The 21,274-nt window shown below is 38.5% G+C and carries 22 protein-coding genes; all 22 read right to left on the bottom strand.

What is annotated here, in order from left to right; translation table 11 throughout:
- Nucleotides 1–111: 111 nt before the first annotated feature.
- The 22 genes from ACSU6B_RS24285 to rimP all read right to left on the bottom strand — a co-directional run bounded on the left by ACSU6B_RS24285 (nucleotide 112) and on the right by rimP (nucleotide 21,098).
- Nucleotides 112–351, bottom strand: coding sequence for a YlzJ-like family protein (locus tag ACSU6B_RS24285; RefSeq protein ID WP_215000399.1), 240 nt, complete (start codon nucleotides 349–351; stop codon nucleotides 112–114).
- On the bottom strand, nucleotides 348–1,103 hold the full coding sequence (locus ACSU6B_RS24280) for a ClpP family protease (protein WP_410888856.1): 756 nt from the start codon (nucleotides 1,101–1,103) through the stop codon (nucleotides 348–350). The genes ACSU6B_RS24285 and ACSU6B_RS24280 overlap by 4 nt, the downstream gene beginning before the upstream one ends.
- 136 nt (nucleotides 1,104–1,239) lie before the next feature.
- Nucleotides 1,240–2,907 carry a ribonuclease J gene (locus ACSU6B_RS24275; RefSeq protein ID WP_215000396.1) on the bottom strand — a complete coding sequence of 556 codons (1,668 nt, stop codon included), beginning with the start codon at nucleotides 2,905–2,907 and terminating at the stop codon, nucleotides 1,240–1,242.
- Nucleotides 2,908–3,096: 189 nt separating this feature from the next.
- Nucleotides 3,097–3,972: a 4-hydroxy-tetrahydrodipicolinate synthase gene (dapA, locus tag ACSU6B_RS24270; RefSeq protein WP_410888854.1), complete on the bottom strand. Its 876-nt coding sequence runs from the start codon at nucleotides 3,970–3,972 to the stop codon at nucleotides 3,097–3,099.
- 97 nt (nucleotides 3,973–4,069) lie between these two features.
- Nucleotides 4,070–5,314: an aspartate kinase gene (dapG, locus tag ACSU6B_RS24265; protein ID WP_410888852.1), complete on the bottom strand. Its 1,245-nt coding sequence runs from the start codon at nucleotides 5,312–5,314 to the stop codon at nucleotides 4,070–4,072.
- Between the two features lie 33 nt (nucleotides 5,315–5,347).
- Nucleotides 5,348–6,397 carry an aspartate-semialdehyde dehydrogenase gene (gene asd, locus ACSU6B_RS24260; protein WP_410888850.1) on the bottom strand — a complete coding sequence of 350 codons (1,050 nt, stop codon included), beginning with the start codon at nucleotides 6,395–6,397 and terminating at the stop codon, nucleotides 5,348–5,350.
- Nucleotides 6,398–6,591: 194 nt separating this feature from the next.
- Complete coding sequence (dpaB, locus tag ACSU6B_RS24255; protein WP_026566481.1) at nucleotides 6,592–7,191, bottom strand: dipicolinate synthase subunit B; 600 nt, start codon at nucleotides 7,189–7,191, stop codon at nucleotides 6,592–6,594.
- Nucleotides 7,188–8,090, bottom strand: a complete 903-nt coding sequence (gene dpaA / locus ACSU6B_RS24250; protein ID WP_168242784.1) for a dipicolinic acid synthetase subunit A — start codon at nucleotides 8,088–8,090, stop codon at nucleotides 7,188–7,190. Before dpaA ends, dpaB begins: the two co-directional genes overlap by 4 nt.
- Before the next feature lie 168 nt (nucleotides 8,091–8,258).
- Entirely contained in the window at nucleotides 8,259–8,501 is a 243-nt protein-coding gene (locus ACSU6B_RS24245) for a YlmC/YmxH family sporulation protein (RefSeq protein WP_088086400.1), read from the bottom strand.
- A 154-nt stretch (nucleotides 8,502–8,655) separates the two neighbouring features.
- On the bottom strand, nucleotides 8,656–9,894 hold the full coding sequence (locus ACSU6B_RS24240; protein WP_215000388.1) for a M16 family metallopeptidase: 1,239 nt from the start codon (nucleotides 9,892–9,894) through the stop codon (nucleotides 8,656–8,658).
- A gap of 102 nt (nucleotides 9,895–9,996) precedes the next feature.
- The gene (locus tag ACSU6B_RS24235) at nucleotides 9,997–10,923 is read right to left on the bottom strand and encodes a polysaccharide deacetylase family protein (protein WP_215000386.1); all 927 of its coding nucleotides are present in this window, start codon (nucleotides 10,921–10,923) and stop codon (nucleotides 9,997–9,999) included.
- 180 nt (nucleotides 10,924–11,103) lie between these two features.
- Entirely contained in the window at nucleotides 11,104–13,218 is a 2,115-nt protein-coding gene (gene pnp, locus ACSU6B_RS24230) for a polyribonucleotide nucleotidyltransferase (protein ID WP_410888847.1), read from the bottom strand.
- 243 nt (nucleotides 13,219–13,461) lie between these two features.
- The gene (rpsO, locus tag ACSU6B_RS24225) at nucleotides 13,462–13,731 is read right to left on the bottom strand and encodes a 30S ribosomal protein S15 (protein ID WP_026566475.1); all 270 of its coding nucleotides are present in this window, start codon (nucleotides 13,729–13,731) and stop codon (nucleotides 13,462–13,464) included.
- 159 nt (nucleotides 13,732–13,890) lie between these two features.
- Entirely contained in the window at nucleotides 13,891–14,856 is a 966-nt protein-coding gene (gene ribF / locus ACSU6B_RS24220; RefSeq protein WP_410888845.1) for a bifunctional riboflavin kinase/FAD synthetase, read from the bottom strand.
- A 15-nt stretch (nucleotides 14,857–14,871) separates the two neighbouring features.
- The gene (gene truB / locus ACSU6B_RS24215; protein WP_410888843.1) at nucleotides 14,872–15,807 is read right to left on the bottom strand and encodes a tRNA pseudouridine(55) synthase TruB; all 936 of its coding nucleotides are present in this window, start codon (nucleotides 15,805–15,807) and stop codon (nucleotides 14,872–14,874) included.
- A 57-nt stretch (nucleotides 15,808–15,864) separates the two neighbouring features.
- Nucleotides 15,865–16,236, bottom strand: a complete 372-nt coding sequence (rbfA, locus tag ACSU6B_RS24210; protein ID WP_088086394.1) for a 30S ribosome-binding factor RbfA — start codon at nucleotides 16,234–16,236, stop codon at nucleotides 15,865–15,867.
- A 17-nt stretch (nucleotides 16,237–16,253) separates the two neighbouring features.
- The gene (locus tag ACSU6B_RS24205) at nucleotides 16,254–16,535 is read right to left on the bottom strand and encodes a DUF503 domain-containing protein (RefSeq protein WP_088086393.1); all 282 of its coding nucleotides are present in this window, start codon (nucleotides 16,533–16,535) and stop codon (nucleotides 16,254–16,256) included.
- Complete coding sequence (gene infB, locus ACSU6B_RS24200) at nucleotides 16,532–18,847, bottom strand: translation initiation factor IF-2 (protein WP_410888841.1); 2,316 nt, start codon at nucleotides 18,845–18,847, stop codon at nucleotides 16,532–16,534. The genes ACSU6B_RS24205 and infB overlap by 4 nt, the downstream gene beginning before the upstream one ends.
- A 19-nt stretch (nucleotides 18,848–18,866) precedes the next feature.
- Nucleotides 18,867–19,169, bottom strand: a complete 303-nt coding sequence (locus ACSU6B_RS24195; protein ID WP_088086391.1) for a YlxQ family RNA-binding protein — start codon at nucleotides 19,167–19,169, stop codon at nucleotides 18,867–18,869.
- 8 nt (nucleotides 19,170–19,177) lie between these two features.
- The gene (gene rnpM, locus ACSU6B_RS24190) at nucleotides 19,178–19,450 is read right to left on the bottom strand and encodes an RNase P modulator RnpM (RefSeq protein WP_088086390.1); all 273 of its coding nucleotides are present in this window, start codon (nucleotides 19,448–19,450) and stop codon (nucleotides 19,178–19,180) included.
- Nucleotides 19,451–19,469: 19 nt separating this feature from the next.
- Nucleotides 19,470–20,591, bottom strand: coding sequence for a transcription termination factor NusA (gene nusA / locus ACSU6B_RS24185; RefSeq protein ID WP_410888839.1), 1,122 nt, complete (start codon nucleotides 20,589–20,591; stop codon nucleotides 19,470–19,472).
- 36 nt (nucleotides 20,592–20,627) lie between these two features.
- A complete protein-coding gene (rimP, locus tag ACSU6B_RS24180) occupies nucleotides 20,628–21,098 on the bottom strand; it encodes a ribosome maturation factor RimP (protein ID WP_098933006.1) in 471 nt (156 codons plus the stop codon).
- Nucleotides 21,099–21,274: the final 176 nt, after the last annotated feature.

Raw genomic sequence — 21,274 nt, 5'->3', positions numbered from 1 at the left:
ATGGTATATTTAATCCTTTTTTATATTACATCCTTTCGTAAAAGGAGTTAAAAGGAAGAAAGCAGCCATTCAGGCTGCTCTTGTATCTTACCCTGATTATACCATAATCTACTATTGCAATGCGGACAATCCTTCCAGGCTCGCGAAAGAAATTTTTGCGCCAGGGCATATTTGATTATCCATATAATGCTGTGGATCCGTGCTCAGAATTCGGATAACTTGAACATTTTGCCCATCTAGAGACTCGACTAGGAGTGGAATTCCTTGATAGCTTGCCATTTGTTGATTGCTAGGTGAACTGGCCTCATATGGAAAAATGAGTTCTGGTGGCATCATCGTATAAAGAATCATTGAATCAACACTTCATTCTTTTCTTTATGAAGATCTATCAATTCATTTAACTTTTTCATTGCCTGCCCAAGTCCGCCAACTTCATCGATGAGACCTGTTTTTACGGCATCAACACCAATGACATTTGTCCCTATATCTCTGGTTAAATTACCTTTAGCAAACATTAAATCTTTAAATGTTTCTTCAGTAATTTTGGAATGCTTTGTTACAAAATTGACAACCCGCTCTTGCATTTTATCCATATATTCAAAGGTTGCTGGAACGCCAATCACCAGGCCAGTTAATCGGATCGGATGGATCGTCATTGTTGCGGTTTCCGCAATAAAGGAGTAGTCACAGGAAACAGCAATTGGGACCCCTATTGAATGCCCTCCTCCTAATACCATTGAAACGGTCGGCTTCGATAGGGTCGCTAGCATTTCGGATATTGCTAGACCCGCCTCGACATCGCCACCAACCGTATTTAAAATAATAAGGACCCCCTCAATTTTTGGATTTTGTTCTATTGCAACGAGTTGAGGTATTAAATGTTCATATTTTGTTGTTTTATTTTGTGGCGGTAGTGCTAGATGTCCTTCAACTTGACCAATAATGGTCAGACAATGAATTTTAGAATCAGTTGAAAGCTGTGGAACATTGGTTTGTCCTAGCTGCTGAATCTTTTCTATCAATGCAGAAGAAGGTTTTTCCTCTTTTTGAGGCTCCCCGGCTTCTTGGTTTTCAGATTCATTTTTTTGTATGTCGTTATTCATCCTAATACTCCCTTCAAGCATGATATAGTTTAGTATTTACCTGTAGGAGGTAATTTCATGCTTAAAATAAAAAGCACTGGATCCCCAGTGCATTTTAATAAGAGTAATATTCCATTTATGATATAGGTTAGCTTTTTTAGATTTCCATAATTATTGGAAGAATCATTGGCCTTCTTTTTGTTTTTTCATATAAATTTCGGTTTAATTCTTCTCTAATATCCTGCTTTAAACTTGACCATTCAAAAGAATCTTTTGCAATATTTCTTTCTACAATGTCTCGAACTAGATTTGTTGAATCATCCATCAATTTTTCGGATTCACGGACATAAACAAAGCCTCTTGAGATAATCTCCGGTCCTGCAGCTATTTTCCGATCTTGTTTTGTTAAGGTCACTACCACAATAAGAATTCCATCCTGCGATAAAAGTCTTCGGTCGCGAAGGACTATATTTCCAACATCACCAACACCAATTCCATCAATTAGTATATTCCCAGATGGAACCTTTCCAGCAAGGGCAAGCTTCCCTTCTTTCATTTCAAGGATATCACCACGGTCTGGAATTAAGATTTGTTCATCGGTAAGTCCACATTCCATAGCCAATTTTCGGTGAGCCTTTAGCATCCGGTATTCACCGTGAACAGGTATTAAATATTTCGGCTTCATCAAGTTAATCATAAATTTTAATTCTTCTTGGCTTCCATGACTTGATACATGGATGGTTCTTTTACCTGATATAACATTTGCACCGGCTCTAAAGAGCATATCAACAGTCTTGAATAAAAATACTTCACTACCCCTAAGAGGTGAAGCAGCGATTAAAACGGTATCTCCCTTTTGAATATTAACCACTTTATCAATTTGCTTTGCCATTTTCTGCAATGCCTCTATAGGTTCACCCTGACTTCCAGTCATTAATACGACTATTTCTCGGTCTTGATAATTTTTTATCTCACTAATAGGAATGATTAAATCCTCTGCTACTTCTAAATATCCTAAATCAAGGGCAATATGATAAATTCTTTCAAGACTTTTCCCTACCACTGCGACTTTTCGTCCATTCTCATTTGCTGCATTAAAAATATGCTGGATTCTATTTATATCTGAAGCAAAACAAGCAGCAATAATCCTCCCCGGTGCATTATAGAAAGCATTTGACATTTCACGCTCAACAATTGCTTCAGATGCGGTGTACCCCGGCTTTTCTGCTTCTGTACTATCAGACAACAAACATAATACCCCTTGTTCTCCGATGGATGCCATCTTCCCAATCTCTGGTTTATAAAGCTTTGTAGCCGCTTGATCAAATTTAAAATCACCAGTATAAACGATAATCCCTTCAGAGGTATGTATACAAACACCAACAGAATCAGGGATACTATGATTGGTTTTAAAGAAGCTTACATCAACAGCATCCAAGTTAATAATCGTATCCGAATCCACCTCAATAAAATTTGTTTTACCAAAATAATCTTGTTCTTTAAGTTTAGCATTTGCAAGGGCAAGGGTTAGCTTGGTTCCATAGACAGGGACATCTAATTGACGAAGTACATACGATAAAGCCCCTATATGATCTTCATGGCCATGAGTTAAGAAAATTGCTTTTACCCGGTCTTTATTTTCTTTTAAGTATGTAATATCCGGAATTACTATATCTATGCCAAGCATTTCTTCCTCGGGGAACATTAAGCCGGCATCTATGATAAATATGTCCTTGTCCACCTCAACAAGATACATATTCTTTCCGATTTCTCCTATACCACCAAGTGTAATTAACTTAATGGAATTATTTATTTTCTGTACCAAATTGTAAATCCTCCTATGTTGAAACGAGTATACGCCGTTAACATGCGCTTCCGCTTTTTAATTTCCGATCGAGATCAGTTAGAGTTATTATACTAGATTTCTGAAAACCTTTCCAACATTTATAATAATTATGCTAATTCTAAACAAAAAATAAGCCAACCGAATGATCCTTCGGTTGGCTTTAGGTAGTCAGAATAACTTTTTTAATAAAGTAATTAACGCTGCACGTTCTTGTTCTGTTAGCCCTACGAGAGGAAGCCTTACTGATCCAACGTCTAATCCAGCTACCTGTAAGGCTGTTTTAACAGGCGCAGGACTAGGAGCAGTAAATAAACCTTGCATGAAAGGGAGGAGATGCTGATGCAACTTTGCAGCCTTTTCATTCTCACCATTAAAGAATGCCTTTACCATTTCTTGCAATTGATTTCCAATCACATGTGAAGCAACCGAAACAACGCCTGCACCGCCAATGGAAAGAACAGGGATTGTCAGGCTATCGTCCCCACTATATAAAACAAAATCATCATCCGTATTGGCAATGATGTGTGTCATTGCATTTAAATCCCCGCTTGCCTCTTTGACTGCAACAATATTAGCTAATTTAGAAAGTCTAATGATCGTCTCGGGAAGGATGTTAACTGCAGACCGGCCAGGGATGTTGTAGACCATAACCGGCAGGGATGTAGCTTCTGCAACGGCTTTAAAATGCTGATATAGACCTTCCTGATTTGGTTTATTATAATAGGGTGCGACAACCATTATAGCATCCACGCCAAGTTGCTCAGCTTTTTTTGTCAATTCAACAGATGCATAAGTATTATTGCTTCCTGTTCCTGCTATTACGGGAATCCGCTTTTTTACCGTTTTTACAACATGATCAAATAATGCCAACTTTTCTTCCTTAGTTAACGTTGGGGATTCACCAGTGGTTCCAGCAACCACAAGTGACTCTGTTCCATTTTCAATTAAAAAATTCACTAATTGCGTGGTCTTGGCAAAATCAATATGTCCTTTTTTATCAAAAGGGGTAACCATTGCCGTCGATACTCGCCCAAAATGAACCATATTCTTACTCCTCTCAATACAATCCAGCATACTAAAAACACTCATTTTCTCTTTCGAATTCATTTATAAGGATTTACCATTGAATTGGTGAAATCATCTATAAATCTGAAAGATTAAATTCAAATGATTCTTCTTCTAATTGAAAAGCATCATGAAGGGCATTTACGGATTTAACCAAGTCCTCCTGCTTTACAAGTACCCAAATCGTAGTATGACTATCTGCAGATTGTAGTATCCGAATTCCATGATCCGATAAGGCCGTTACGATTTTCGAAGTAACTCCAGGAACTCCGGCAATCCCTGCACCAACAACAGAAACTTTTGCACAATGACGCTCTACGACAGGATCATGACCTAATTTGTTTAAAACCTGTATTGCTCGATCGGTCATTTCCTCTGTTACTGTATAGATTACTCCGTTTGGCGAAATATTGATAAAATCTACACTGATTCCTTCATTGGCCATCGCCTTAAATACTTCTGCTTGCAAGTAATATTGATCCTTTTTAGCGAATACCTTTATTTGCGTAACATTTGAAACGTGAGCGATTCCAGTTACAACTCGTTCCTTTATGTCACTGCCACGATTATTTTTATTTAATGAGGTTACCAAGGTTCCTAAATTATCTGAGTAGGTTGAGCGAATCCGAATTGGTACTTTTGCCTGCATTGCGATTTCAACTGCTCGTGGATGAATGACCTTTGCCCCCTGATAAGCCATATTACACACTTCTGTGTAAGTTACTATAGGAAGTGGCCGTGCATTTTCTGCAATGCGTGGATCGGCTGTCATAATTCCTTCCACATCGGTAAAAATATCTATCCATTCTGCATTAAGGGCAGCACCTAAAGCTGCAGCTGAGGTATCACTTCCGCCACGACCAATTGTGGTAATATCGCCATTTTTTGCAGCTCCTTGAAAACCGGCAACCACAACAACATCATTTTTCTCTAACTCACTTAGGAGCCTGTCACATTTCATTTCATTGATTTTTGCATTTGTGTGGTCGTTGTTTGTTCGGAAGCCTGCTTGAGCGCCCGTTAATGCAACAGCATTAATACCCTTTTCCAATAACATATTTACAAAAACGACACTAGAAATAATCTCACCGCAGGACAATAATAAGTCGTGTTCCCGTTTTGAGATTTTGCTTAAGTTCCCATCGATTAATGAAAGTAATGTGTCCGTAGCATAAGGGTCACCTTTTCTTCCCATCGCACTGACAACGACAACCACTTTATAGCCATCAGCTAAAGCTTTCTCGATATGGCCTTCCGCATATTTCCTACCTTTTTCATCCCTTACAGATGTACCGCCAAATTTTTGAACAATAATTTTCATGGTGACACCAAAACCTGCCTTTTTGATGTAACTTTATTTTACAATACCTAATTTAACTAAACTTTCTGCGATTTGAACAGAATTCCAAGCTGCTCCTTTGAGTAAGTTATCAGAAACCACCCACATATGGAAACCACGAGGCTCATCAATGTCTTTTCTAATCCGTCCAACAAATACATCATTTTTCCCAACGCAATTCGCAGGCATAGGATATAGTTGATTTTCCGGATCATCCTGCAAAATAACACCGGGGGCATCTTTTAATAATGCTTTAATGTCATTCGCACTTATGTCATCCGCTTCAATTTCAAAATAAACAGATTCAGAATGACCTACTGCTACTGGTAGTCTTACACAAGTAGCGGAAACCTGTAATTCTGGTAAGTGCATGATTTTTTTTGTTTCATTAATCATTTTCATTTCTTCAAATGTATATCCATTGTCTTGAAACTTATCAATTTGTGGAATTGCATTAAAAGCAATTTGATAGTGATTTTTATCTGATTTGACAGGTAAAATCTTAGGCTCATATACTTCGCCGTTTAAAATTGAACGAGTTTGTTCCATTAATTCCTCGACAGCAGCGGCACCAGATCCTGAAACAGCTTGATATGTTGAAACAATAACTTTTTTCAAACCAAATTGTTGACGGATTGGCTCAAGTGCTACAACCATTTGGATGGTAGAACAATTGGGATTAGCAATAATACCATTTTGATGGTGAAGGTCCGCTTCGTTCACCTCAGGAACGACTAATGGTGTATTCTCATCCATTCTAAAAGCGCTAGTGTTGTCCACCACGATAGCACCACGTTTAACAGCTTCTGGACCAAGTTCCTTTGATACACTCCCGCCCGCACTGAATAAGGCAATCTCGACCCCTTCAAAACTCTCAGGCATTGCTTCTTCAATGATATATTCCTGTCCATTAACCTCCACTTTTTTACCAGCTGAACGTGCGGATGATAATAAAGTAAGTTTTCTGATTGGGAAGTTCTCTTTTATTAAAGTGTGAATCATTTGTTGTCCTACTGCTCCTGTTGCTCCAACAACAGCAACGTGATATCCATTTTGTTGATTCATTACAGGTTCCCCTTCCATACTAGCTGGTCATTATATTTCAAAAAGGAATTGGCCTTTATATAGCTGCCAGCATGTTATTCATATTTTTTATTATCTCATCAGTGGGTAATGAAACTCCCCACTGATGATTGAATAATTTATTTTACCATATTCCTTTAAAGAAATAACCTTTTTTGATGAATGAGGGGGGATAATTAGTCAGAATCTTTATATCTTTCTACTAACACTGGTTGAATTTGTTTCCCTTCGATCGCAGCTTCGACTGTTTCTGTGAGTAACGTCATTCTTGCTACCATTGAATTTGGCTTTTTTATTGGGTCATCCTGGCCATAGGGAATAAAATAAATATTCTTTGTTGCCATTAGCCTCATTAAGTTTACTCCATTTAATCCAAGTGCATCGTTAGTCGAAATTCCGAGTACAACGGGCTTTAAATTTCTCAATGTTGCTTTCGCAGCCATTAATACTGGACTATCGTTCATTGCGTTGGCAAATTTACTCATTGATACACCGGTTAATGGAGCAATGACCATACAATCAAGAGGGATTTTGGGTCCCAAAGGCTCGGCTTTGACGATCGAATCAATGACTTTATTTCCTGTTAAATCTTCAATTCGCTGGATCCAATCCTCGCCTTTACCAAACCGGGTGTCTGTATTTTTAACTGTAAAAGTTACCACTGGCATTACTTCAGCACCGGCTTGAACTAATTTTTCTATTTCAGGGAATACTGCATCGTACGTACAATGAGAGCCAGTTAAGCCAAAGCCAATTCTTTTACCCTTTAAACTCATTTCACTTTCCCCTTTCGCTTTCGTAAATCATCTTGGAGCAGTTGAGCAAGAACATTTGCCAGAATTTGGCCGGCTGTTTTTGGTGCAACAATCCCTGGCAATCCCGGGGCAAGCAATGCTTTTATTCCCCTTTTCTCCGCATATCTAAAATCAGTTCCTCCCGGCTTTGATGCAAGGTCAATAATGAGCGTATGTGATGGCATTTTAGAAATAACCATCGCTGTTACGATTAAATGTGGTGCTGTGTTAATTAATATATCAGTATTCTTTACTTCATTTTCCAAATCCTTCAAATGAAACGGTGTTAAGCCCATTTCAGTGATTCTTGCCAAATGTTCACTTTTCCTAGCCCCTACCTTAACTTTGGCTCCGAGGGCTGCAAATGTTCTCGCCACACTCATACCAACTCTGCCTAACCCTAGAACCGTGATATTCGACCCATGTATTGTAAAATCAGTGTGTTGGATCGCCATCATAATCGTCCCTTCTACTGTAGGGATTGAATTATAGATGGCTACATCATCCCTTTCAAATAACTGAATAAGAGTCCGTTTAGCTTGCTTGGTAATCCCATTTAAATAAGCATTGCTGATTCCTGAATAAATCGTACAATGTTCTGGAGTCTTGGAGAGTAAATCCCCTGTCAAAATAACCTTTTCATTTGAAAAGATTGTTTCTACCTGCCCTTCTAAATTTGTACCAGGTACTGGCAAGATCAGGGTATCCACTGTTGAAAAGTCTACCTCATCCAGCTTTTCCTTGACTGCACCTGTAAAGGCATGATCAAGCTGTTCAAAACCAATAAGCGATAATCTCGCATCTAATTCAGTTAACTTACGGATGATTTCCAGCTGTCTGGCATCCCCGCCAATCACGGCAATCTGCATCCCTGTCAGCATGAAAACATTCACCTTCTTCTTTTTAAAAATCCTACTAAGAATTCCTTTTCTATATATCACTTCACCATCTTATGTAGGTAAACTTCATTCGGTGAGTTTTCCATACATACTAAATAAAAAAGCCCAAGCAAGTTGACACTCGCTTGGGCTTTTTTTGCTTAAGTGTTATTAATCTTCATCCGGTACATCGATTATTATCATATCAGATCCTATCTTTTTAATGTGTTGCCAAGGAACCCTGATTTCTTCCCCTTGTTTTCGGAAACCAAACCATTTTATTGAAGGTATTAGCAGTGCTTGAATTTGTCCGGTGCCTTCATTAATCTCTAAATCGGTTTGTCCAAGTACACCTAACCGTTCTGCCTTTTTTACGTCAACAATTTCCTTTCCGCTTAATTCACTTAACCTCAATACAAGATCCCCCCTTCATTTGCCCCTTATTAATAGTTTATAAGTGGAAGTCCCTATTTAGACTAAGAAATGCACAAGCGCTATTAAGTGGACCTATAGTATCTAGGACAACAAAAAAAGAGGTAATCCATCAGCATGGAATACCTCTTTTCATTTACGATAATGTATTCGGAAATTCTCCGTCTGGACTAATTAATGTCACGGAATAGTTGTCTGTAAAAACGGCCTTTGTCATTTCGTCCACACTTTTTTTGGTAACCCCATCAATCTGATCAATAATTTCATCCATTGAACGATGACGTTTTAATAAAAGTTCATTTTTACCATTACGACTCATCCTGCTATTTGTACTTTCAAGACTTAGCATCAAGCTACCCTTAAGCTGCTCTTTACTATTAGTTAATTCCCTTTCAGTAATCCCTTCTTGCTTTAATTTATTAAGTGTTTCTTGGATGGTTTCAAATAGTACATTCAGCTGTTTAGCACCTGTTCCACCGTAAACCGTCACAATACCACTATCTTGATAAGCTGAATGGTAAGAGAAAACTGAATAGGCTAAGCCCCTTTGCTCACGGACTTCCTGAAATAATCTCGAGCTCATGCTGCCGCCCAATATATTATTTAGTGTAATTAAGCTGTAGATGTCTTCATGCCCAACCTTTAATCCTTCAAAACCAATACATAAATGGGCCTGTTCCGTATCTTTCTTGCGCGAAATTCGATTCGAATGGAAAGTAGGTATATTTTCAATTGCTTGGTTGTTAGCACCTTTATAGGATCCAAAATACTTTTCGACTTCTTTAATAAATGTTTCAGATACGTTGCCTGCGATTGAGATAACAACATTTTCAGGAGTATACCTTTCATGAATATATTCCTTTAACGTTTGGCCAGTAAACGTATTAAGTATTTCCTCTGTACCTAGTATTGGATATCCTAGTGGATGATCTCCATACACTGCTCTACTAAGTAAATCATGAACAATATCGTCTGGAGTATCTTCGTACATTTTTATTTCTTCTAAGACTACATTTCTCTCTTTGTTTAGTTCCTCTTCCACAAAAGTGGAGTTAAAGAACATATCAGCTAACACATCTAGTGCAAATTGGGAATGTGTATCAAGGACTTTTGCATAATAGCAGGTATACTCCTTTGAAGTAAACGCATTCACCTGTCCGCCAATACTATCAAAGGATTCGGCAATTTCCTTAGCAGACCTTGTGGTAGTACCTTTAAAGAACATATGTTCCAGAAAATGCGAAACACCGTTGTTTTGTGGGTTCTCATCTCTTGAACCCGTACCAATCCATACGCCTATTGCAACTGAACGTACAGTAGGGATATTTTCTAAAACAATTCTAACTCCATTTTGGCAAGTATATTTATTAATCATCGACTTCCTCCAGTCTATATACAGAAGCTGCTATTACTCCATCTATCATTATACTTAGTAAAATGTTTTTTCTCCAATTCTCAGTATATCTTACTGTGATTATTACTCAACTCTTTCTTCGCTCATTAACTCAGAAACTGTTCCAATTTCAAGGTTTTTTTGATTGATCTGCGTGATTAAGCGATCGAGCGATTTCGCAGTGGCTTCTGTTGGATGCATAAGGACCATTGAGCCATTATTAATTTTTGTCATTACACGATTTATAAGTACATCTGGTGATGGTTTTCTCCAGTCAACCGTATCAACGGTCCACATAACCGTCATCATTTTTAATTCGTTGGCAACTTTTATTGTCTCATCCCGAAAACTGCCACTAGGCGGAGCAAACCAAACACATTTCTCCCCTGTAGCCGCTTCTATAATTTCATTCGTTTTCACCATTTGTTCCCTTGCTTTTCCAGCCGTCAATTGTTTCATATCAGGATGAGAATAGGAATGATTCCCCACTTCATGACCAGAACTGACAATCATTTTAGCAAGATCGGGATTTTTTTTGACCCAATTTCCTTCTAAAAAAAAACTAACCTTTATATTATGTCTTTTAAGAGTAGCAAGCATCTCCGATAAATATTCATTCCCCCACGCTACATTAATAATAAACGTTACCATTGGTTTATTAGGGTTACCTTTATAAATTGGAGCTGGCGGCAAATCTTCGAGGTGAACCTTTGGCTTTTTCTGGGTAAAGACAAGGTTCTTTTCATTAAAAACACCTTTGTTTTTCATATGCTTATAGGAAGCTGCAATGTTAACCTCTCGCCCATTATAGCCCGGAATTGCCTTCCAGACCCTATCGATAGTCGCATCTATAGGCGGTATTTCATATGTAGGGGCATTTTTAACAATACTTTGATAAAGAGGGTCTGACTCTTTTGCTGTTGGCACTGCTGATTCCTTTTTTATAAAAGGATTACCCACGGCGATCCAAACTGCTAAACAAATACCAATGAGGATAAATACCTTTTTCAATTAACTTTCCCCCTTTCCATACAGATTATGTATAAGAGGGACAAGGTAGAACTTTAGGATACTGTTCGCCGCTGATTCTAAAGAATATAGAGAGAATTATTAAAAATCATACACGGAAAAAAGCCAGGGTTTGTCCCCTGACTTCCTTACCGTCTCAGATTAAATGTCCCGAGTCTTTTGTTATTGATTTTCAGCCTTTTCACGCTGTTCCTTTAAAATAGCTTTACGTGAAAGGTTTACACGGCCCTGTTTATCAATTTCGGTTACTTTCACTAGAAGTTCGTCCCCGATCTTAACAACATCCTCTACTTTACCTACTCGTTCTTCGGCAAGTTCAGATATATGAACGAGACCATCTTTACCAGCAAAAATTTCCAGGAAGGCTCCAAATTTTTCAATTCGTTTTACCTTACCAAGATACATTTCGCCTACTTGAACTTCACGAACAATATCTTCGATGATTTTCTTTGCCTTTTGGTTCATTTCTTGATTTGTAGAGGCAATAAATACGGTACCATCCTGCTCGATATCAATCTTAACGCCAGTTTCCTCAATAATCTTATTGATTTGTTTACCGCTCGGTCCGATAACGTCCCTGATCTTATCTGGGTTAATTGACATGGTTAAAATCTTAGGTGCAAACTGTGAAAGTTCTGTTCTTGGTTCCGTAATGGTAGCAAGCATTGAATCTAAGATGTGCATTCGGCCAACCTTTGCCTGCTGGAGGGCTTCTTCTAATATTTCACGAGAAAGACCTTCAATCTTAATATCCATTTGAAGTGCAGTAACCCCTTTAGCAGTACCTGCTACTTTAAAATCCATATCCCCAAGATGGTCTTCCATTCCTTGAATATCAGACAAAACAGTATAATGTTCTCCAGATTTTACAAGTCCCATTGCAATTCCTGCTACAGGAGCCTTAATCGGAACACCTGCATCCATCATCGCTAATGTACTAGCACAAATACTTGCCTGCGAAGTGGAACCATTAGATTCAAGTACCTCAGATACAAGTCGAATGGTATATGGGAAATCCTTTTCAGATGGAATAATTGGTTCAAGGGCACGTTCACCAAGGGCACCGTGACCAATTTCACGACGACCAGGTCCTCGGATTGGGCCAGTTTCACCAACACTGAATTGAGGGAAGTTATAATGATGCATAAAGCGCTTTTCTTCCTCAATTCCAAGACCATCAAGAATTTGTACATCACCCATTGCACCGAGAGTACAAATGCTTAGGGCTTGAGTTTGTCCACGTGTGAAAAGTCCAGAACCGTGGGTACGTGGTAAAATACTTATTTGTGAAGAAAGCGGACGGATTTCATCAATTTTTCGGCCATCAGGACGAATCTTCTCCACTGTTATTAATCGGCGAACTTCACCTTTTACAATCTTGTCCAATATTTGCTTTACTTGCTTCATATCTTCATCTGTAGCTTCTTGTTCCACAAATTTGGCAATCACTTGGTTTTTTACTTCTTTAATGGCATCTTCACGGGCATGCTTTTCTTGGACCTGAATGGCTTTTACCATATCAGCTTCGCATATTTCCCTTACTTCTGCCTCAAGTTCCTTATCTATTTCGTAAAGATTGATTTCTCTTTTTGGTTTGCCAATTTCAACGACAATTTTCTCTTGGAACTCAATTAACCGTTTAATCTCATCATGGCCATACATAATTGCTTCTAGCATAGTTTCTTCAGGAACCTCTAACGCACCTGCTTCTACCATGTTGATTGCATCTTTAGTACCTGCAACAGTTAAATGGATATCACTTTTTTCAGCTTGTTCTACAGTTGGGTTAATAACAAATTCATTGTTAACCCGTCCTACGATAACACCAGCAATCGGTCCTTCAAAAGGAATATCTGATGTACTAAGTGCTAACGAAGATCCGAACATTGCAGCCATTTCGGTAGAACAATCCTGATCCACACTCATGACAATACTAATAACTTGTACATCATTACGAAAGCCATCAGCAAATAGCGGACGAATCGGTCTGTCAATTAGTCTGCTTGCCAAAATTGCCTTTTCACTCGGGCGACCCTCACGTTTAATAAAGCCGCCTGGGATTTTTCCGACAGCATATAAACGTTCCTCATAGTTAACTGTTAATGGAAAAAAGTCTAAGTTTTTTGGTTCCTTTGAGGCTGTTGCCGTACTCAATACTGCTGTATCTCCATAGCGTACCAAGACTGCACCGTTTGCTTGCTTTGCTAATTGTCCAATTTCGACAGTTAATTTACGGCCTGCCCAAACCATGGAATATTCATGTTTCAATTGTTCCATATTTTTACCCCTCTCTATCTAAATCACTTAGGAGGATGATGCGAAAATTTTCACTTCCGCTGTACTCATCATTCTAAATCTAACTATTATTAAAAAGCTTAGAAAGCTATTGTTTAAATGCGAAATCACCTTAATAGTATGCACAAAAAAGTCATAACTTAAAAATATGTATAAAAAATTCTTTATTGTCTTTTCCTCTTTTTAAAGCTAATAAAAAAGCGGGAATAATCCCGCTTCTGTAAACTAACGACGTAGACCAAGCTTATTAATTAACACACGGTAACGTTGAACATCTTTGTTACGTAGGAATGTTAAAAGATTACGACGTTTACCAACCATTTTCAAAAGACCGCGACGTGAGTGGTGATCTTTTTTATGAGTACGTAAGTGCTCATTCAAATTGTTGATTGATTCTGTAAGGACAGCGATTTGAACTTCTGCAGATCCAGTGTCGCTTTCATGAGTTTTAAACTCATTGATAAGTTCATTTTTACGTTCTTGAGTGATTGCCATCCGGATTCACCTCCTAAATTTTACAAATCCCCTGGTACCGAGCAAGCGTTGGTGATTCGTCTTGCCAAGTAGAGGTTATTTTTAATACGTTAATAAGAATACAACTTTTCACATCAAAAAGCAAGGCTATAACGAAGTTTATTGTAGGAAAAACGCCTTTTATAAGTGAGAATGTGGAAGATTGTCTTGTTTTTTAAAATACTCTAGTGAATTTTGCTTATCTCTTTCAATTTGTGCAACGAGCTCTTCAATCCCTGAAAATTTTTGTTCCTTACGTAAGGGAAGATGCCACTCGATGACCACTTCTTCACCATAGATATCTTTATTAAAGTCAAATAAATGAACTTCAACAGAAAGATGTAAGGCTTCCTTATTAAATGTTGGTTTATAACCAATATTACAGACTCCATTGTACCATTGGGTTTCAACTTTCATTCTTACTGCATATACGCCGGTCGGCGGGATCATGTAATCGTCATTTAAGTCAACATTCGCCGTTGGAAAGCCAATCGTCCTGCCTCGTTTATCACCATGAATGACTTTACCCGATGTTGTATAAGATCGTCCAAGAAGTGATAAAAGCGCGTCTGTTTTTCCTTCTTTAAGCAAGTTTCTAATTCTAGTTGAACTAACCTTTTGATCACCTTGAGTAAACTTTGGAACGACCGAATAAGAAAATTGATCTCTTGAATGGAAGGGCAATGTTTCCATCGTCCCCTTTCCCATACGCCCATAGGTAAAATCAAAACCAGCAACTACGTGCATTACGTTTAGTCGAATAACATATTGATCAATGAATTCCTGAGGAAGCAAATTGGCAAATTCAGTAGTAAAGTTAATGATAAATACATAATCAATACCAAGTTCTTCGATAATTTTTATTTTTTCAGATAATGGAGTAATATACTGTATCTGCTGTTCCATTTTCCCTAACACTACCGAAGGATGGGGGTCAAATGTCATGACCGCACTGCAAATACCTTTTTCTTCAGCATGCCTTTTTGCCTCAAGAATTACCTGTTGATGGCCACGGTGCACTCCATCAAAGTAGCCCATAGCCATTGCTAGGGGCGGAAATTCAACATTTGTTATATCGTATGGAAATCTAAGCTTAATTACTTCCAATGAAACTCACCTTTTCTATACCGTACCTTTTTCTTCTAAATCATTACGTAACACTTTAACTGGTTTAAAGAGGTCTGGCTTGCTTGGATGTTTTGAATAAATAGCAAGAGCTAGTCCATCAGCAGTTTCAGTGACAATCGGTCCGTTACTAGTTTTTAAATGCTCTGGCATTTGTAATAATGCGCCATTTTTCACTTTCTCTGCTACTTTATCATTAATTAGGAATTTCGGCAAATGAGAAAGTGCTGTTTCTAAAGGCCTTAATACACTTGAAATTGTCCCAGCCTCCATATGTTTTTCAATTTCATCAAACGTCAAACAATCCTCCAATGAAAAAGCAGCAGATTGAACTCTTTGTAAAAATGACATATGTGCAGGGAAGCCCAGAATTTCACCAATCATTACCGCTAAAGTCCGGATGTAGGTCCCTTTACTGCAACTGACCTTAAACCTAAACTGTACAGTTTCACCGATAAATTCATCACGGTCATCTAATAATTCGATGGAATAAATCGTTACCTTTCTAGTGGGACGTTCGACTTCTATTCCCTTCCGTGCATATTCATAAAGACGGACCCCTCCCACTTTTACTGCCGAGAACATAGGAGGTGTTTGTTCAATTTCACCGGTTATTGAATGAAAAACTTGGAGAATCTCTTCTCGTCGAATGGTCCGATTCACTGGTTTCTGCTCCACAATTTCACCAGAAGCATCTTCAGTAGTAGTCGAAAAACCAATTGTTACTTCTCCCTCATACGATTTACCCGCATCGGTTATGTATTCAGCAACTTTTGTTGCTTTCCCTATACAAATTGGAAGCACTCCTGTTACGTCTGGATCAAGAGTACCCGTATGCCCTACCTTTTTTGTTTTTAAAATCTTTCGCAATCTAAACACACAATCATGGGATGTCAAACCCGCAGGCTTATATAACGGTAATATTCCTTCCAATTAAAATCCTCCAATCAAAAAATTATCGAAAAAAAAGGATAGACAATGTCTATCCAATTATTCTTCTTCACTTTTTTCTAAAGGCTTTTCATCCTTATGCAGTTGATGAAGAAGTGTATCAATTCGATTCCCGTAATCGATAGATTCATCCCATTCAAAGATGATTTCAGGTGTTTTACGAAGGCGAATACGGTGGCCAATTTCGGTCCGAATAAAACCTTTTGCTTTGGCCAGCCCTTTCAAGGTATTTTCCCTTTGCTCTTCATCACCTAATACGGAAATATACACTTTCGCCTGTTGTAAATCTCCTGTTACTTCAACGTCGGTAACCGTCACAAAACCAATACGTGGATCTTTGATTTTGCGACCGATGATGTCACCTAGTTCTTTTTTCATTTGTTCTCCAACACGATTTGCTCTGTGGCTCATCACATTCACCTCTTAACTTAAAGCCATTCAATCTCGGTGATCGTTCTCTCTATTTCTGGAAATGAGTCGATTAATTTCAAAGCATTTTGCAACTCATGTTCCGTCGATACACGCGTGGAAGTTACGACAACTATGGCAATTTTCGTTCGTTGCCACATATCCTGAAAGCCAACTTCTGATACAGAAACATTAAATTTCTGTTTTAAGCGTGTAAGGATTCGTTGAAGGACAGCCCGTTTCTCTTTTAAAGAATGAGCATCATAGATCATACATTCACATTCGGCCACACCGATGATCATTTACGTTCAATTTCTTCCATTACGTATGCTTCAATGATGTCTCCTTCTTTAACATCATTAAAGTTTTTAATTGTAATACCACATTCGTAACCTTGGGCAACTTCTTTTACATCATCTTTAAATCGTTTTAACGCATCAATATTACCTTCAAAAGTGACAACACCGTTACGAATTAAACGAATACCGCTGTCGCGAGTAATTTTACCATCCGTTACATATGAACCAGCAATTGTTCCTACCTTTGAAACTTTAAAGGTTTGACGGATTTCTGCTTGACCAATTATTTTTTCTTGGAATTCAGGATCAAGCATACCTTTCATTGCTGCTTCAATCTCTTCAATCACTTTATAAATTATACGGTGAAGACGGACGTCAACTTTCTCCGCTTCTGCTGCACGTTTCGCATTTACATCAGGGCGAACGTTAAAACCGATGACGATGGCATTAGACGCAGCAGCAAGACTAATATCCGACTCATTAATTGCTCCAGCACCGCTATGAATAATTTTGATGTTAACACCTTCAACATCTATTTTTTGAAGAGAAGCGGCAACGGCTTCAGCAGACCCTTGAACATCCGCTTTAAGAATGATGTTTAAATCCTTCATTTCACCTTGCTTTAATTGATCAAAAAGCGTTTCTAGACTAACAATGGATTTTTCACCACGTTGGGCTACCAGTGCTGTTTGAGCTCTTGATTCTCCAACTTGACGTGCAGTTTTTTCGTCTTCAAACACAACGAAACGATCTCCAGCTTGTGGCACGTCATTAAGTCCAGTTATTTCAACAGGAGTTGACGGACCTGCCTCTTTGACACGGCGTCCTTTGTCATTCACCATTGCACGGACACGACCAAAGGTATGACCAACAACAATTGGATCACCAATTTTTAGTGTACCGTTTTGGACTAGTAAGGTTGCAACGGATCCACGCCCTTTATCTAGTTGTGCTTCGATAACAGTACCAACGGCTTTACGATTTGGATTCGCTTTATATTCTTCAACTTCACTAACGAGTAATATCATTTCTAGAAGGGTGTCAATGCCTTCTCCCGTTTTTGCAGAAAGTGGTACAAAGATAGTATCTCCACCCCATGCTTCTGATACTAATCCATGTTCAGTTAATTCTTGCATTACACGGTCAGCATTTGCAGCTTCTTTATCCATTTTATTAACTGCTACAATAATTGGAACCTCTGCAGCTTTTGCATGATTGATTGCTTCAACTGTTTGCGGCATTACACCATCATCTGCAGCTACTACTAGGATGGTAATATCAGTTATTTTAGCACCACGTGCACGCATTGTCGTAAAGGCAGCGTGTCCTGGTGTATCCAGGAAGGTAATCTTTTTCCCGTTTTCAACCACTTGATAGGCACCAATATGCTGGGTAATTCCCCCCGCTTCACCTTCTGTAACCTTTGTGTTACGGATGGAATCTAACAAGGTTGTTTTACCGTGGTCAACGTGACCCATTATTGTTACAACAGAAGGTCTTTCCACTTGAGAATCCTCTGAATCCTCAGTAAAGTACACTTCAAGATCTGTTGTATCAACTTTAATTTCTTCTTCCACTTCAACCCCATATTCGCTTGCAATCAATTCAATCGCATCTTTATCTAAGACTTGATTAATTGTGGCCATGACACCTAGTAAAAAGAGCTTTTTAATAATCTCTGAAGGCTCACGGTAAATCTTCTTTGCTAATTCGCCCACAGTTAGAGATTCACTGAAAGTAATTTTCGCTGGAAGCTCCTTCTCTTTTTTCTTCTGCGGCTGGGCTTGTTGCACTGGTGTATGTGTTTTTTTCTTATTTTTATTATTATTATTACGATTTTGATTATTATTATAAGGCTTGGCTTTAGCTTTATCAGCATTGCTGAAAACCTTATTTTCTTTGGATTGATTTTCCTGGTTTTGCTTTTTGCCTTCGACCGTCTTTGGAGGAGAAACAACTTTTACCTTGCTAGGAGCGGCGTTTTTATCAGCAGCTTCTTCAAATGCTTTAGGAGTTTTCGTCTGAACTTGCGGCCTTTGCGTTGACTGTGCAGGTCTTTGGTTTTGACGCTGCGCTTGAGTTGGACGAGAGTTAGTTCGTTGTTGCTGCTGTCCATTTTGTTTATTCTCTGTGTTTTGCTGTGGCGCCTTGTTATCCTTTTTACTGAATGTTTCGTCAAGCTTTTTAACTTCTGCGTCTTCTATTGTTGCCATATGATTGGAGACCTCTATATTCATTTCTTTTAGTTTTGTGATGATATCTTTACTTGAAATGTTGTGTTTTTTTGCATACTCATATACACGTATTTTACTCATCTTTTCACCCCCGCTAGATTTAATCGAGCAACGTTACCATTTTTTTGGCAAATCCATCATCCAGAACAGCTACAACAACGCGGGCTTCCTTGCCAATTGCTTGACCAAGAAGATGACGATTTTCCACAATTTTATATGGAACCTCATACGAATTACACTTATCAGTAATCTTTTTTGTCGTATTTGCAGAAGCATCTGCGGATAATAAAATGAGATGCGCCTTTCCGCTTTGAATCTGCTTCACGGTAAGCTCCTCACCTGATATGATTTTGCGTGCTCGATTGGCCAAGCCAAGCAATGACATCCATTGATTTTGTTTCATTTGGATTGTCAATTCTCCTTCTCTATAAGCTCAAGTAGCTCTTCGTATAACGAATCATTTATAGAAACCTGTAAGTGATTAGATAGGGTATTTTTTTTCTTGGCAAGTAAGACAGCTTCCTTGTCCCTTGAAAGGTAGGCACCCCTTCCGGATTTCTTCCCCGTCAGGTCGATGGATACCTCCCCTTCCTTTGAGCGAACGATGCGAACAAGTTCTTTTTTCGGTTTCATATCACCGGTTGCAACACACTTGCGCATAGGAACTTTTTTCTGATTGTTCATTCATCATTCACCTCACTTTTTAGTCCAACTCTTCTTCATAATCGAAATCAGTTTCAACTTGATCATCAAAAAGCCTAATGGTTTCTTCACGTGGATAAATTCCAATCTCACGTGCTTCAGTTTCTGATTTAATATCAATTTTCCAGCCTGTTAGTTTTGCTGCTAGGCGGGCATTTTGTCCTCGTTTCCCGATTGCTAATGAAAGCTGATAATCAGGAACTACAACTGTTGTTGCTTTTTCATTCTCGTTAACCATAACATCTAATACTTTTGAGGGACTAAGTGAGTTTGCCACAAACACTACTGGGTCCGCTGACCACTTAACAATGTCGATTTTTTCACCCTTTAATTCATTAACTACCGCTTGAACCCTCGCACCCTTAGGTCCAACACAAGACCCAACTGGATCTACCTCATTATTATCCGAGTGGACAGAAATCTTCGAGCGATCCCCTGCCTCACGGGCAACTGACTTAATTTCAACGGTTCCATCATAAATTTCAGGAACTTCAATTTCAAACAAACGTTTTAAGAGACCAGGATGTGTTCGAGATACGAATATTTGCGGCCCCTTGGTGGTCTTTTCAACTTTTGTAATAAAAACTTTAATTCGATCATGAGGCTTATAACGTTCATTTGGCATTTGCTCGTTTACAGGTAATAATGCCTCGATTTTCCCGAGACTTACATAAATAAATTTAGAATCGAGTCTTTGAACAATACCAGTCATAATATCTTCTTCACGGTCAATAAATTCCGAATAAATAATTCCGCGTTCTGCTTCTCTTACACGTTGAGTAACCACTTGCTTGGCAGTTTGAGCTGCAATCCGCCCAAAGTCCTTGGGTGTAACTTCCATTTCAACAATATCTTCAACTTGGTAATTTGGTGTGATTTGTCTCGCATCCTCTAAGGAAATTTCGAGACGAGGATCAAATACTTGATCGACCACTTCTTTTCTAGCAAAAACGCGCATTGATCCTGTCTGTAAATTTAAATCAATCCGAACATTCTGGGCTTGATTGAAATTTCGGCGATATGCCGAAACAAGAGCTGCTTCGATCGCTTCAATTAAAACATCTCTGGAAATACCTTTTTCTCTTTCCAGTATTGTAAGAGCATCTAATAATTCGCTGCTCATCTTTTTGTATCCCCCTATCCTTCATCTATAATTTCATTACGAAAAAGTAACAGCTAATCGCGCGTTGGCTACTTTTTCATAGGGAATTTCAATTGTCTTCTTCCGGGTTTTAATCTTCATTTCGATTTTTAAATGTTGACCATCAAATTCTAATAATGTCCCTTCGAAGCTTTTCTCCCCATCAATCGGTTCATAAGTTTTGATAAAGACACTTTTACCTATTGCCTTTTGGAAATCTTTATCTTTTTTCAATGGACGCTCTGCTCCAGGTGAAGAAACTTCAAGAAAATAGTTATGGGGAATCGGATCAAGCTCATCGAGTTTTTCGCTGAGTTTTTCGCTAACGAGTCCGCAATCCTCAATATCAACACCGTTGTCTTTATCGATATATACGCGAAGAAACCAGCTTTTTCCTTCCTTCACATACTCAATTTCCACTAATTCCAAACCAAGCTCTTGAAAAATAGGCGTAGCCAGCTCTTCTACAACTTCCGTTACCTTGCTCATGCCTTTACCTCCTTTTCCGAAAATTTCACCCATATTGTATGTAGTTCACGGAGAGTTTTATCAAGTTACTAAGAAAAAAGATTTATACAAAAACGAAAGAGCGGGTTTCCCCACTCTTGATCACGAGAGTATTTCTTAGTATTTCCAATAAAACTATACCATAACCAACATTTTAA

This window comes from Neobacillus sp. C211, assembly GCF_051842875.1.
GTDB lineage: Bacteria > Bacillota > Bacilli > Bacillales > Cytobacillaceae > Neobacillus.
This window is presented reverse-complemented; position numbering and strand designations above follow the sequence as displayed.

Excerpts from the sequence above, each read along its gene's own strand:
- ACSU6B_RS24280 (WP_410888856.1), bottom strand. The coding sequence starts at position 1,103 with ATGAATAACGACATACAAAAAAATGAATCTGAAAACCAAGAAGCCGGG.
- dapA (WP_410888854.1), bottom strand. The coding sequence starts at position 3,972 with ATGGTTCATTTTGGGCGAGTATCGACGGCAATGGTTACCCCTTTTGAT.
- ACSU6B_RS24285 (WP_215000399.1), bottom strand. The coding sequence starts at position 351 with ATGATTCTTTATACGATGATGCCACCAGAACTCATTTTTCCATATGAG.
- infB (WP_410888841.1), bottom strand. The coding sequence starts at position 18,847 with ATGAGTAAAATACGTGTATATGAGTATGCAAAAAAACACAACATTTCA.
- dpaA (WP_168242784.1), bottom strand. The coding sequence starts at position 8,090 with ATGCTGACAGGGATGCAGATTGCCGTGATTGGCGGGGATGCCAGACAG.
- asd (WP_410888850.1), bottom strand. The coding sequence starts at position 6,397 with ATGAATCAACAAAATGGATATCACGTTGCTGTTGTTGGAGCAACAGGA.
- rnpM (WP_088086390.1), bottom strand. The coding sequence starts at position 19,450 with ATGAACAATCAGAAAAAAGTTCCTATGCGCAAGTGTGTTGCAACCGGT.
- pnp (WP_410888847.1), bottom strand. The coding sequence starts at position 13,218 with ATGGAACAATTGAAACATGAATATTCCATGGTTTGGGCAGGCCGTAAA.
- nusA (WP_410888839.1), bottom strand. The coding sequence starts at position 20,591 with ATGAGCAGCGAATTATTAGATGCTCTTACAATACTGGAAAGAGAAAAA.
- dpaB (WP_026566481.1), bottom strand. The coding sequence starts at position 7,191 with ATGAGTTTAAAGGGTAAAAGAATTGGCTTTGGCTTAACTGGCTCTCAT.
- dapG (WP_410888852.1), bottom strand. The coding sequence starts at position 5,314 with ATGAAAATTATTGTTCAAAAATTTGGCGGTACATCTGTAAGGGATGAA.
- ACSU6B_RS24240 (WP_215000388.1), bottom strand. The coding sequence starts at position 9,894 with ATGATTAATAAATATACTTGCCAAAATGGAGTTAGAATTGTTTTAGAA.
- rpsO (WP_026566475.1), bottom strand. The coding sequence starts at position 13,731 with ATGGCAATCACTCAAGAACGTAAAAATGAACTTATCAATGAGTTTAAA.
- ACSU6B_RS24195 (WP_088086391.1), bottom strand. The coding sequence starts at position 19,169 with ATGAAACAAAATCAATGGATGTCATTGCTTGGCTTGGCCAATCGAGCA.
- ACSU6B_RS24205 (WP_088086393.1), bottom strand. The coding sequence starts at position 16,535 with ATGATCATCGGTGTGGCCGAATGTGAATGTATGATCTATGATGCTCAT.
- rbfA (WP_088086394.1), bottom strand. The coding sequence starts at position 16,236 with ATGAGCCACAGAGCAAATCGTGTTGGAGAACAAATGAAAAAAGAACTA.
- rimP (WP_098933006.1), bottom strand. The coding sequence starts at position 21,098 with ATGAGCAAGGTAACGGAAGTTGTAGAAGAGCTGGCTACGCCTATTTTT.